12 protein-coding genes are annotated in these 13,818 nt (G+C 34.6%); 9 read left to right on the top strand and 3 right to left on the bottom strand.

All coding sequences use genetic code 11. The features are described 5' to 3' along the window. Positions 1 to 49: 49 nt before the first annotated feature. The 3 genes from PHR76_RS06885 to lpdA all read right to left on the bottom strand — a co-directional run bounded on the left by PHR76_RS06885 (position 50) and on the right by lpdA (position 3,449). Positions 50 to 1,105, bottom strand: a complete 1,056-nt coding sequence (locus PHR76_RS06885; RefSeq protein WP_300060071.1) for a hypothetical protein — start codon at positions 1,103 to 1,105, stop codon at positions 50 to 52. 128 nt (positions 1,106 to 1,233) lie between these two features. Further along, positions 1,234 to 1,890, bottom strand: coding sequence for a hypothetical protein (locus tag PHR76_RS06880; RefSeq protein ID WP_300060068.1), 657 nt, complete (start codon positions 1,888 to 1,890; stop codon positions 1,234 to 1,236). Between the two features lie 155 nt (positions 1,891 to 2,045). After that, the gene (lpdA, locus tag PHR76_RS06875) at positions 2,046 to 3,449 is read right to left on the bottom strand and encodes a dihydrolipoyl dehydrogenase (protein WP_300060065.1); all 1,404 of its coding nucleotides are present in this window, start codon (positions 3,447 to 3,449) and stop codon (positions 2,046 to 2,048) included. A 263-nt stretch (positions 3,450 to 3,712) separates the two neighbouring features. On the opposite strand from lpdA, the gene pckA reads away from it, so the two are divergent. The 9 genes from pckA to PHR76_RS06830 all read left to right on the top strand — a co-directional run bounded on the left by pckA (position 3,713) and on the right by PHR76_RS06830 (position 13,812). Continuing rightward, positions 3,713 to 5,332, top strand: a complete 1,620-nt coding sequence (gene pckA / locus PHR76_RS06870; protein ID WP_300060062.1) for a phosphoenolpyruvate carboxykinase (ATP) — start codon at positions 3,713 to 3,715, stop codon at positions 5,330 to 5,332. Positions 5,333 to 5,468: 136 nt separating this feature from the next. Beyond that, entirely contained in the window at positions 5,469 to 6,686 is a 1,218-nt protein-coding gene (locus tag PHR76_RS06865) for a methyltransferase domain-containing protein (RefSeq protein WP_300060059.1), read from the top strand. 4 nt (positions 6,687 to 6,690) lie between these two features. Continuing rightward, positions 6,691 to 7,743: an endonuclease gene (locus PHR76_RS06860; protein ID WP_300060056.1), complete on the top strand. Its 1,053-nt coding sequence runs from the start codon at positions 6,691 to 6,693 to the stop codon at positions 7,741 to 7,743. 31 nt (positions 7,744 to 7,774) lie between these two features. Continuing rightward, a complete protein-coding gene (locus PHR76_RS06855; protein WP_300060054.1) occupies positions 7,775 to 8,875 on the top strand; it encodes an endonuclease in 1,101 nt (366 codons plus the stop codon). A 714-nt stretch (positions 8,876 to 9,589) separates the two neighbouring features. Continuing rightward, the gene (locus tag PHR76_RS06850; protein WP_300060051.1) at positions 9,590 to 10,384 is read left to right on the top strand and encodes a tetratricopeptide repeat protein; all 795 of its coding nucleotides are present in this window, start codon (positions 9,590 to 9,592) and stop codon (positions 10,382 to 10,384) included. 218 nt (positions 10,385 to 10,602) lie between these two features. Continuing rightward, a complete protein-coding gene (gene crcB / locus PHR76_RS06845; RefSeq protein ID WP_300060049.1) occupies positions 10,603 to 11,049 on the top strand; it encodes a fluoride efflux transporter CrcB in 447 nt (148 codons plus the stop codon). A gap of 35 nt (positions 11,050 to 11,084) precedes the next feature. Next, complete coding sequence (locus PHR76_RS06840; RefSeq protein WP_300060046.1) at positions 11,085 to 12,098, top strand: bifunctional oligoribonuclease/PAP phosphatase NrnA; 1,014 nt, start codon at positions 11,085 to 11,087, stop codon at positions 12,096 to 12,098. After that, complete coding sequence (gene gldI / locus PHR76_RS06835) at positions 12,099 to 12,680, top strand: gliding motility-associated peptidyl-prolyl isomerase GldI (protein WP_300060043.1); 582 nt, start codon at positions 12,099 to 12,101, stop codon at positions 12,678 to 12,680. Positions 12,681 to 12,684: 4 nt separating this feature from the next. Further along, complete coding sequence (locus PHR76_RS06830; protein WP_300060040.1) at positions 12,685 to 13,812, top strand: peptidylprolyl isomerase; 1,128 nt, start codon at positions 12,685 to 12,687, stop codon at positions 13,810 to 13,812. Positions 13,813 to 13,818: the final 6 nt, after the last annotated feature.

The raw sequence follows: 13,818 nt of genomic DNA, 5'->3' as shown, positions 1-13,818 counted from the left end.
ATTTTTTTTGTAAAGGTAAGTGATTTTTAATTTTTATAAAATTTGAATTTTAAGAATACGGATTCAAAGTTTTCGAAATACTTTCGTATTTATGAATTAAGGAAGCTTTTTTCTCATTGAGAGCAATTTCCATCCCATTTACTTCATTTAATAGCTTCTTCTTTTTCATGCTATTTTTGAAATATTTATAAATGTAAATTGGAATAGGGAAAAGCAACCAGTAACCAATATAATAGGATTCTATGATAGTTGTCTTTGCAAAATAATCAATAATGTATGTAATTAAAAGTGCTAATAAAATAAACGGGTATATTAATAAATACCATCCACGAAATATATTATTTTTAATACTTTCTATTTCCTTTTGCTTTTTTATCAAGAAATCAATATCTGTTTTTAATTTAAAGTTTATAATATCCTGATAATTATTCATAATTAATTCAGAAAGTAAAATTGATTTCCCCAAAAGCATTTTGTTGCGTTCAAATTTATCAAAAACACTATCTAAAAGTTTTAAATATTCCTCTTCCTCTTTGCTGTTTTCAAAATATCCATAAACGAAATTTACAAATCGTTTATGAAACATTTCTTTTTTTTCCTCAGGTAAATTTTTTTCTATTTCTTTTTTATTCTCAAAATAATTCTTAATTAAGGGAATTCCAACTTCTAAAGCCAAGGACGCAGCGGATGCTGTACCACCTATTAACATACCTTTCGCAACAGTTTCAGAAATTTGAACAGAAAAACTAGCTACGTTCTGAGTTGCAATTCTAAACAACTCTTTGCCTTCTTCTTTATTTTCTTTTTTATTTTTTAAAATTGTCGCCTGAAAAAAAAACAATGTACTTTGAACTAAAAGAGCTGACTGTTGCCGCATCAATTTAATCTCCGAATCATTAGTTGCCTCTTCAATACCTTGATGTAAGTTTTCAAAAACCGTATCTATACATGTTCTTACTAAAATTGGTTTTTGAATCAATTGAATAACGGCAAGTTGTGCTCTTAATGCCTTTTGAATTACACCAGATGTTTCTTTACTTAAAGTATCAACAACATCATAAGCTTGTTGCATAGTTTCTATGCCTTGTGGTAGATTTTGTTCCATAAATAATTGCTAAAAAAAATATATAATAATAATCAAAAATAGTAAAACCTTTACAAAAACATTCAACCACAAACGTGATTTTGTGTTTTTTTGATAATATTTTTCTAAAAAGTTTAAAATTATGTTTTTCATTTTACAAGATTTCTAAGAATTAATGCGACCTGCTCCTTATCAATAATACTGCTTTGGTTGCGTTTATAACTAAAAACAATGGTTTTAGCTGTTTTGAATTGCTGATGGTAAGTACTGCTTTCTTGAGCAAATTTATCGTCAAACAAAACAGCAACTTCAGCAAAGGAAACTGTTCCTTCACACAAAATTAATTCGGGTTCTAAGGTTTCTATTAGCTGCTTTATCCAAACTCTAGCAAAATGAAATAATTGTGTAGACAATTCTTTAGGTAAAAGCTTGGTCAATTTATTAAAATCACTCACATTTGACGTTGCAAAAAAGTAAAAATTAGTTTTAACCGTTTGATATTTTAATACATCTTCTTTTTCCATGATTTGAAAAAGCTTTATAGTTTGTTTGGCTAATGAATGATCGGTCAAATAATATTCTAAGGCGTTTAAAGGCTCAAATTGTTCTACTATTTTCCCTTCCCAATTATAATAACCCGCACCTGGATTAAAACCAATGAGCAAAACTTTTGGTTTTAGTAGAATTGGACTATACCAAATTTGACATCCTTTATATAATGAATTAATTTCACTCGAATTTTGAGCACATTCTAAAATTTGATGATGCAGCTTTTCAACTTGACTTTTAATATTCCCTAACGACATAATTTGTAATTTTCTTCAAATTTAGATTGTCAACACGACAAAACGTGACGTTATCAAAAGTTATTTCTAAAAAACAGATAAGGTTTTGAAAGCATGATAGGGTAAAACAAAAAAACCGCTAATAAAATAGCGGTTTCTCTTGTTTTTATAAATAGCTACACATGCAACGCTCTGTTTTCTGTTGCTGCCAAAGCCGCTTCTTTTACGGCTTCTGCAAAGGTTGGATGCGCATGACTCATTCGTGAAATATCTTCGGCACTGGCTCTAAATTCCATCGCAGTGACTGCTTCGGCAATTAAGTCGGCACAACGAGGACCAATCATGTGAACGCCTAAAACCTCATCGGTTTTGGCATCGGCTAAGATTTTTACAAATCCGTCAGTATCGCCACTCGCTCTTGCTCTTCCTAATGCTTTGAATGGGAAACTTCCTGATTTAAAAGCAACACCTTCTTCTTTTAATTGCTCTTCTGTTTTTCCAACGGCAGAAACTTCTGGCCAGGTATAAACCACTCCCGGAATTAAGTTATAATCAATGTGCGGCTTTTGTCCCGCTAAGATTTCAGCAACCACCACTCCTTCTTCTTCGGCTTTGTGAGCTAACATGGCTCCGCGAACTACATCGCCAATGGCATAAATGTTAGAAGCAGTGGTTTGCAAATGATCATTCACTTCAATCTGACCTCTTTCGGTCACCTTCACCCCTGCTTTATCGGCATTCAGTCCATCTGTATACGGACGTCTTCCCACAGAAACCAAACAATAATCGCCTTCTAAGGATAAAATTTCTCCTTTTGGCGTTTCCGCTTCCACAGTAACGGCTTTTCCTTTACGGTTTACCGATTTCACTTTGTGTGAAGTATAGAATTTCATTCCTTGTTTTTTCAACACTTTGGTTAATTCTTTTGACAACGAAGCATCCATTCCTGGAATAATTCTATCCATAAATTCAACCACAGAAACTTGTGCTCCTAAACGAAGATACACTTGACCTAATTCAATTCCGATTACACCACCACCAATAATGACCAGGTGTTTTGGAATTTCTTTTAATTTCAACGCTTCTGTTGACGTGATTACTCTTTCTTTATCTAACGTAATAAATGGCAAATTAGACGGTTTTGAACCCGTTGCAATAATGGTATATTTAGCTTCAATGGTTTCAGATGAGCCATCGTTTTTAGCAATTTTAACATGTGTTGCATCTTCAAAAGAACCTAATCCTTCAAAAACGGTGATTTTATTTTTGTCCATCAAAAACTTAATTCCACCCGTAGTTTGGTCAACTACAGCTTGTTTTCGACCGATCATTTTTTCTAAATTCACTTTTACTTTACCCACTTCAATTCCATGCTCTTCAAAATGAGCAACTGCATCGTGGTAATGATGCGAAGAAGAAAGCAATGCCTTAGAAGGAATACATCCAACATTTAAACACGTTCCGCCTAAGACGGAGTATTTTTCGATTATGGCTGTTTTAAAACCTAATTGGGCACAACGAATAGCGGCAACATATCCGCCTGGACCTGATCCGATAATAGCCACATCAAATTGACTCATAATATATTTTTTTAGTTGAAAATCAGTTAAACGAGTACAAAATTACGAAAGTTTTTGGCGACTTTAAAGCAATCCCATATTAATATTTAGGGAAGTAGGCGAGTTGACCTCTAGCAACTTACAACTATTTGAATTTCAGTAATTAACAATGAAAACGTTTTCGTAGATTTATTAAATAGGTGATATTTATCAGGTTTATTTCAATTGATAAATCGGAAATTTGATACAGCTAAAATAAAAATCCAATCTTTAAAATCAATACTATGAAAAACATTAAAGTCATTCAAGAATTACATGATTTAGGCATTACGGGCTATCATGAAGTGGTTTATAATCCTTCTTATGAGGAATTATTTAAAGCAGAAGTTTCGCCGATGCGAGTTGGCTATGAAAAAGGAGCATTAACCGAAACCGGTGCCGTGGCTGTAAAAACGGGCGTTTTCACGGGTCGCTCTCCAAAAGACCGCTATATTGTTAAAGATGATGTGACTAAAGATACGATTTACTGGGACGATAAAGTAAACTTTCCTACCACTCAAGTTATTTATAGTGAATTGAAATCGTTGGTTTTAAAACAACTTTCTTCTTCAAAAAAAATATATGTAGTAGATGCTTTTTGCGGAACCAATGCCGACACCCGATTAAAAGTACGCTTTGTAATGGAAGTAGCTTGGCAAGCCCATTTTGTGACCAATATGTTCATTCGACCTTCTATTTATGAATTGGAAAACTTTGGAGAACCTGATTTTATCGTGATGAACGGCTCAAAAATTACCAATCCGAATTGGAAAGCACATGGCTTAAACTCGGAGAACTTTGTGGTATTCAATTTAACAGAAAAAATACAAATTATTGGAGGAACTTGGTATGGTGGTGAAATGAAAAAAGGAATGTTTGCCATGATGAACTATTACCTTCCGTTAAAAGGAATGGCTTCGATGCACTGTTCTGCAAATGTTGGTGAAGAAGGCGATGTGGCGGTATTCTTTGGATTATCTGGAACTGGAAAAACAACTTTATCTGCCGACCCAAAACGTTATTTAATTGGAGATGATGAACATGGATGGGATAACAATGGCGTATTTAATTATGAAGGGGGATGTTATGCCAAAGTAATCGATTTGAGTGAAGACAATGAACCCGATATTTGGAGAGCCATCAAACGTGATGCCTTATTAGAAAACGTGGTGGTAAATGAATATGGCGAAATAGATTATAACGATCATTCCATTACAGAAAACTCTCGCGTTTCTTATCCAATTTATCATATTAACAAAATTGTACTTCCATCAAAAGCTGGTCATGCAAAAAAAATTATTTATCTTTCTGCAGATGCATTTGGGGTGTTGCCTCCTGTTTCTATCTTAAATGAAGACCAAGCTCAATACCACTTTTTGTGTGGATACACCTCTAAATTAGCGGGAACAGAACGTGGCATAACCGAACCACAACCGTCTTTTTCTCCAGCATTTGGGGAAGCGTTTTTAACCTTGCATCCAACCATGTATTCTAAAACTTTAATCGGAAAAATGAAAGAACACGGAGCAAAAGCTTATTTAGTTAACACGGGTTGGAATGGAACCGGAAAACGTATTTCTTTAAAAAATACCAGAGCCATCATTGATGCGATTATTAATGGCGAAATTGATCAAATGAAAACGAAACATATTCCGTTTTTGAATTTAACTATACCCACAACGTTGCCAAAAGTAAGCGAAGGTATTTTAGACCCAAGAGATACTTATGCTAGCGAAGAGGAATGGGAAGTAAAAGCGAAAGATTTAGCCGCTCGATACATCAAGAATTTTGAGCAATATACGAATACCGAAGAAGGAAAAAAACTGATTTATGCTGGACCAACATTAGAGAATGTATTAGCATAACCACTGTTTTTTAGTTTATTTGATTTTGTCTTAACCCAATAGTCACCTTACTATTGGGTTTTGATTTTACGTTAATATTGGTAAAATAATTTACAAATCATAAATTAATAGTAACTTTGCAAGCTATTATATTCCAATGAGATTACACCGAAATTTAGTTTACACCACGATTGATTCGTTGAATGCCATATTCAATGAAGGAGAATATGCCGATAAAGTCGTTGCTAGAGCCTTGAAAAAGGACAAACGTTGGGGAAGTGCCGACAGAAAATTTGTAGCCGAAACCATTTATGAAATCGTTCGATGGAAACGTCTTTATGCAGAAATTGCAGAAGTAAAAGAACCATTTGACCGTGATGATTTATGGCGAATGTTTGCTGTTTGGGCCGTTCTTCGTGGTTATCCGATTCCGGATTGGCGACAATTAGAAGGAACGCCACAACGCAAAATCAAAGGCCGTTTTGACGAATTATCTAAAACCAGAAAATACCGTGAATCGATTCCGGATTGGATGGATGAATTGGGCGTAAAAGAATTGGGCGAAGAACTTTGGACTAAAGAAATTGCTGCCCAAAATCAGCAAGCACAAGTTATCCTAAGAGTCAACACCTTAAAAACAACAAAGCAAAAATTACGGGCAATTTTGATGGATTTAAACATCGAAACCGAATTTTTAAAAGACCAACCCGATGCGTTAGTGCTTAAAGAAAGAGCCAATGTGTTTATGACCGATGCTTTTAAAGATGGATTTTTTGAAGTTCAAGATGCTAATTCACAATTAGTTGCTGCTTTTCTAGACGTTAAACCTGGAATGAAAGTCGTTGACACTTGTGCTGGTGCCGGTGGAAAAACCTTACACATGGCTTCTTTGATGGAAAATAAAGGCTTACTCATTGCAATGGATTTGTATGAAAGCAAACTAAAACAATTGAAATTACGTGCCAAACGCAATGGAGCTTTCAATATTGAATACCGCATTATCGATTCGACGAAAGTCATCAAAAAACTATATGAAAAAGCCGACCGTGTTTTAATTGATGCTCCGTGTAGTGGTTTGGGCGTTTTAAAACGAAATCCGGATAGCAAATGGAAATTACAACCTGAATTCATTGACAACATCCGAAAAGTACAACAAGAAGTTTTAGAAAATTATTCTAAAATAGTAAAACCAGGCGGAAAGTTGGTTTATGCTACTTGCTCTATTTTACCTTCAGAAAATCAAGAACAAATACAAAAATTCTTAGCCACAGAAAACGGTAAAAACTTCATTTTTGTAGAAGATAAAAAAATATTAGCTTCAGAATCTGGTTTTGACGGGTTTTATATGGCCATGTTAGAACGAAAAAATAGTTAAACACATGAAAAAATTCTACTCTTTACTTTTAGTATTAGTTGCTTCTTGGGGTTTTGCACAACAAGCATATTATAATAATATCAACTTAACCCTAGAAGGTCAAGCTTTAAAAATGCAATTAGGTCAACTTATTTCCACGACACACGACAGAGATCTTACGTACTCACAAGTTTGGAATGCCTTAAAAATTGTTGACTTAGACCCTTCTAACACTGCGAATGTGTTGTTGGTTTATGGTTGGGAAAATGGTTCAGATAGTGATGTTACAAATGATAGAAGTCGACCAAAAAACAATAACGGCGGTAGTAACGGCGAATGGAATAGAGAACATGTTTATGCTCAATCTGTTGCCAATCCTGATTTAGGACAAACAGGCCCTGGAGCCGATGCTCACATGTTAAGAGCTTGTGATGTGCAACGAAATGGAACACGAGGTAATCGAAAATTTGCATCAGGTTCTGGTAATTCTGGAACAGTTGGAGCAAATTGGTATCCAGGAGACGAATGGAAAGGCGATGTGGCTCGTATTATTATGTATATGTATGTGCATTATGGCGATCAATGTTTGCCTTCTAATATTGGAGTCGGTTCTACTTCTGGAACAGGCGACGGAATGATTGATTTATTTTTAAATTGGAATGCAGAAGATCCTGTTACCCAATACGAAGTGAATCGCAATACCTATTTATCAAATGTCAATAATACCTATGGCCAAGGCAATCGTAATCCGTTTATAGATAATCCTTATTTAGCTACAAAAATTTGGGGAGGCGTTGCCGCTCAAGATATTTGGGGAACGTTATCTACTATGCCAATTTATGCTTCAACCTTTAGTATTTATCCAAATCCATCTAATGACAGACGGATCAACATTGATTCTGAAACGGAAATTGAAGAAATCCAGTTAATCAACGTAAACGGACAGGTAATGCAATACATTCAAAAACCGACACGTCAAAACAAGACCTATACGATTGAGAATTTGCCTTCTGGCTTCTTTTTCGTAAAGATTACGGCTGAAAATCAATCGATTACTAAAAAAGTAATTATCAATTAGAACGATCTATTTAAAATTATAAATTCATATTATGCTTAAATTTTACTGGGTGTTGCTTTTTTGCTCCACCATGCTTTTTGCTCAAAATCAAAATACTATTGAATCCATTCCTCCTGGTTATTACAACAATGCCATTGGATTTACTGGTTATACGTTAAAAACAAAATTAAAGACGATCATCACCAACGGTCATGTTGGAAAATCATATAACACTCTTTTTACAGATGTTAAAGGATTTAAAGCAACCGATGTAGATAATTACTATGAAAATGATGGTTCGGTTTTAGACATGTATTCTGAAAAACCAACGGCTACAGATGCTTATAATTACAGCTATTATGCTAACGATAAATGCGGAAATTACCAAGGAGAATCAGATTGTTTTAATGGAGAACACATGGTTCCACAAAGCACTTATAATTCGCAAATGCCTATGGTTGGAGATATTCATCAGCTTACGCCTACAGATGGTTACGTAAACAATCGCCGTAGCAATTTTCCTTTTGCCAATGTTCCCAATCCAAGTTGGACATCTACGAACGGCTCTAAATTAGGCTCAATATCTATTTCTGGCTATAGCGGAAATGCATTTGAACCAATTAACGAATTTAAAGGCGACATTGCTCGAATCATGTTTTATTTTGCCACACGTTATGAAACCCAAGTGGACGGTTATGATTTTCCGATGTATAATGGCACCGAAAATCAAGTGTTTAAATTGGCTTTTTTAGAAATGTTATGGCAATGGCATAATCTTGATCCGGTGAGTGATTTTGAAATTAATCGAAATGATAAAGCCTATTTATACCAAGGAAATCGCAATCCATATATTGACCATCCAGAATATGTTCAATTGGTTTGGGGACAAGTACTTTCTGCTCCTAATTTTGAGATTTTTGCAAATGTTTCCGTTTATCCAAATCCGTCAAATATAGGAAGAATCAATATCAATTCTGAAATAGAAATTGACGAAATTCAATTAATTAACGTGAACGGACAAGTCATGCAATTGATTCAAAAACCAACAGCACAAAACCAAACGTATGTATTAGATAATTTAGCAAGTGGTTTTTATTTTGTTAAACTAACCGCTGATAACCAATCGGTTACCAAAAAGCTAATTGTAAATTAGGTTTTAGGTAGTACCTGAAATTAAAAATAGCAACTTGTTTAGGGTTGCTATTTTTATTTATTGAAAACCGAATTTGTTTTTGTCATATAAATCCGGGGGGTTTTTTAATTATGAGTTATGAATTATGAGTTATGAGTTATGAGTTGAAAGTTGTTAGCTGATTATTGGTTTTGGATGGAACACGGATTATGAGGATTTATGCGGATTGGTTTGCTCTAACCTTAAAAAGAGAGAAATTAGGGAAATGATAATTGGTTTTTGGTTTTACGGAAAACCATAAAATAGTTTGGGGAGGTTTGTTTAAATTTAGGGAAGGATTTATATAATTGATAATGAATAAAGCATACCGTTTATCATACTTTTAAACCAGATTGAGGTGGTTTTGTATGATTTTGTTGTCATCCCAACGAATAGGAATCTCCTCAAAAAGCAGCAAATTAGGGAGATTATTTCGCCAGTTCGCTATCGCTCGGTTCGTCCTTCTTCGGAATTACAAAACGGTAACTTAATATACTTATCTTAACGACAATGTTCGTTTGAGGACATTATTTTCAGCACTGAATTTTAAAATAATAAACCACTTATAACTTCATTTTGTTTTAGAAATACTATTTTTGATTTTCAAATAAAAAGACGCCTTATCCCTAATCAAAAAAATAGCACAAAGCTCGTTTCTCACTAATCATTAGAATCTCTTTTAAAAATAAATAAAAAATGAAACCATTGAAAATAGTACTATTCACATTTCGAATCCTTTTGCTAAGTGCATGTCTTCACGTAATAATATCCTGTAAAAGTGAAACCGCTAGTCCAGTTCAAGAAGAAGTCTCTAATTCATTTCCAGAAGAAACCACTAGTCCGGTTGTAGAAGAAACTGCTAGTCCGGTTAAAGAAGAAGTCGTTAATTCTACTCCAGAAGTAGCCGCTAATTCCGCTAAAGGGATAGCCTATTTTGAGTCTGGACTTAAGGCTGCTGATGTTAATAATATGCCATTGGCATTTAAAGATTTTTTGGCGGGGGCAAAAGAAGGTCATATTTACGCTCAGTACAATGTTGGATTAATGTATGAGCAAGGTCTTGGGATTAATAAAAACGCAAAGGAAGCAGTTTATTGGTATAATGAATCTGCCAAACAAGGAAATTCGGCTGCACAATTTAATCTTGGCGTATGTTATGAAAATGGAATTGGCACTACAGTTGATTTCAAAAAGGCGAATGAGTGGTTTCGTAAGGCTTCTGTTCAAGGTGACGGAATGGCCGTTGGCAATCTAGGAATGTTGTTTATACGTGGTCAAGGTGTAAAAGTTAACAAGGTGGCGGGAATCGCTCTTCTACTGATGTCGACTACAATGGATTCTTCTCCTGAAAATCTAGCAAAAAATAATATTTCTACAACTAGTGGTTTAACTACAGCTATGGTTACCGAAGCTCAAGCCCTTTCAGACGAAATGAGTAAATCCAATAACCTCTTGGTTCCGCTTGACAACTATTTGAATGCAGCAAAGTAATCAATTATTAGTAAGTTTTTGCCTTTTCACCGCTCTCACACAAATCCTTTCGTGCGGACCGTACAAAAAAAATAGTCTTAAAAAGGTATTGAAATAAAGCAGCGTTTAAAAAATCAATTGGTAGCTCTGAGGTATCATGCAATCAATCAAAACGATTTCTGCGACAACAGTTACCAAAAATCTTATTCTAAATTAGCATTTCGCTTTACTTCACAATTTTGATTATTGTAACTGCATTAACGCCTGTTCCTAATAAATTTATTACTTTTGGAACGTGCGTTAAATCGATGGTCATGTTAAAAACATTTCTTTTTATTTTTTTAGGTGGCGGATTAGGTAGCGTTTTTCGTTATGGAACTTCGTTATTGACTCAAAAATTTTATACCAATTCGTTTCCACTTGCTACTTTTTTTGTGAATGTAATTGGCTGTTTTTTAATAGGTTTATTGGTTGGTTTTTCTAATAAATTATTTGCGACCAATACCGATTTACGCTTTTTATTCATCACTGGATTTTGTGGTGGCTATACAACTTTCTCTACTTTTGGATTTGAAAACATCCAACTTATTCAAAACAACCAGCTCGGCTTGGCTTTTACTTATATTGGTTTGAGTGTTCTGATTGGACTTTTAGCGGTTTGGTTCGGACTTTTCTTAGCGAAATAAAAACTTTTCACTAAAAAAATGTAACTTCGCAAACTATGACAGCAGCACAAATTAGCACGACCAAAAAGTTACTTTCTATCGCCAAAAAAGTAGTAATTATTCCACACCGAAATCCCGATGGAGACGCAATGGGTTCTACTTTAGGTTTATATCATTATCTAAAAAACAAAGGAATTGCCGCTACGGTTTTATCACCAAATGAATTTCCAGATTTTTTGGCTTGGTTGCCAGGTGCCGATACGGTAAAATTGTATGAACGAGATAAAATTGCTTCAAAAGCGATTTTGGAAGAAGCCGATTTAATTTTCACCTTAGATTTTAATGCGTTTCATCGAACAGGCGAAATGGAACAAGAGCTCATCACGCTTCAAACGCCATTTATCTTAATCGATCACCATGAAGCTCCAGCCAATTATGCCGCAGTAACTTTTTCGGATACGCAATATGGTTCTACTTGCGAGATGATTTTTGATTTTATCGAAGCGTTAGGCGATAGTTCATTTGTAGACAAAACCATTGCTACTTGTTTATATACGGGCATTGTAACCGATTCTGGCTCTTTTAAATTTCCGAAAACAACCGGAAAAACACATCGAATTGTCGCACAATTAATTGATTTAGGCGTTGAGAATAGCCAAATTCACAACTCATTATTCAACAATAGTTCCTACGAAAGTCTACAATTACTAGGTCGTGCTTTACAAAATATGAAGGTTTTAAAAAATCATAAAACCTCTTATATTACGTTATCACAAGCGGAACTAGACCGTTTTCACTTTAAAAAAGGCGATACAGAAGGCATTGTGAACTATGGATTATCTATTAAAGGTATTATCTTTACCGCGATTTTTATTGAAAATAAGGAAGAAGGAATTATCAAGATTTCGCTTCGTTCAATTGGCGATTTTGATGTGAATCAATTGGCAAGAACCTATTTTCATGGTGGTGGTCATAAAAATGCTGCCGGCGGAAAGTCTTATTTATCAATGAAAGAAACCATTCAGTTTTTTGAAGAAGTTGTACAACATAATCCAAATTTAAAATTCTAAATGAAAGCGAAGTTATTTTTAATCCTTTTATGCTTTGGCCTGCTTTTTGTTTTTGGTTGTCAAGAACCAGAAGCTCGACGACCTATTCAAAAGTCATCGGGGAGTTTTATGAAAGAATCTGTGAATCGAAATAAAAAACTAATTTCTGAAGAAGAAAAAATAATTGATTCCATTATCAAAAGCCAGCCACAAAACAAGTTTTATAGCTCTGAAAAAGGCTATTGGTACACCTACGATATTCGGAATGAAAAAGATACCCTAACGCCAAAACGAGGAGATATGGCTTATTTTGACTATGAAATTTACGATTTAAAAGGAAATGTTATTTATACAGCTTTAGAATTGCGACCGCAAGATTATTTAGTTGACAAACAAGAAATCATGCTTGGCATTCAAGACGGAATCAAACTAATGCGAAAAAATGAAAAAGTAACCTTTTTATTTCCCTCACACATTGCCTATGGCTATTTGGGTGATAAGAATAGAATCGGCCCAAATATTCCTATTCGGTGCACTGTTACTTTAACCGATTTTATAAAAGAAAATGAATTACAAAAACCAATTAAAATTACTGAAAATTAAAAAAATGAAAAAATCTGTCTTACTCGTTGTGAGTCTCTTTAGCTTACTTTTTGTTTCTTGTGGTGAAAATTATGACCGCTTAGGCGATGGCATTTTCGGAATCATCAAAACCAATAAAGGAGAAATAATCGTTTCGCTAGAATATGAAAAAACACCAATTACAGTCGCTAATTTTATTTTATTAGCCGAAGGAAAAAACCAACACGTAACTTTAGAACCAAAAAAAGGAGTTCCTTTTTATGATGGTTTAAAATTTCATCGTGTGGAAGCCAATTTCATGATTCAGGGTGGTGATCCAAATGGCGACGGAACGGGTGGTCCTGGCTATAATTTCATGGACGAAATTACCGATTTATCACATGATGGCCCTGGTATTTTATCGATGGCCAATGCAGGTCCTGGAACAAATGGTTCACAGTTTTTTATTACGCATGTTGAAACTCCCTTTTTAGACGGTCGTCACACCGTTTTTGGAAAAGTAAAAGAAGGACAAGAAGTGGTCAATGCCATTGTGAAAGACGATGTGATTGAGCACGTTAAAATTGTACGAATTGGCGAAAAAGCGAAGAAATTTAATGCAGTTAAAGTATTTAATGACCGTTTGATTACTGAAGCGGAAAATAGAAAGAAAACAGAAGCAGAAGAAGCCCTTAAAAAAGAAGCTTTTTTAACTGAATTTAAAGAAGTTATTACTCAAAAATTATCCTTCTTTCAAGAACAAAAGAAAGTGGCAAAAAAATCTTCTACAGGATTAGAATATACCATTTTTGAAAAAGGTAACGGCAAAAAACCAGCTGTCGGCTCTACGGTTTATGTGCATTATGCGGGCTATTTTGAAGGCGGAGAACTTTTTGACACCAGTTATGAAGAAGTGGCTAAAGCATTCGGAAAATTTGACCAAAACAGAGCTGATGCCAAAGCCTATACCCCATTTCCATTTGAATATGGCAATAAAACCGGTTTGATTCCCGGATTTTTAGAAGGCTTAGAAAAAATGAATCTAGGCGATAAAGCCATTTTATTCATTCCTGCTTCTTTAGGTTATGGCGAAGCGGGTGCGGGAGCCGTCATTCCACCAAATGCCAATTTAATATTTGAATTAGAATTACTAGAAAAATTACCTCAACCTTAATAATTT

Source organism: Flavobacterium sp., from assembly GCF_028689845.1.
In the GTDB taxonomy this organism is placed as follows: Bacteria; Bacteroidota; Bacteroidia; order Flavobacteriales; family Flavobacteriaceae; genus Flavobacterium.
This window is presented reverse-complemented; position numbering and strand designations above follow the sequence as displayed.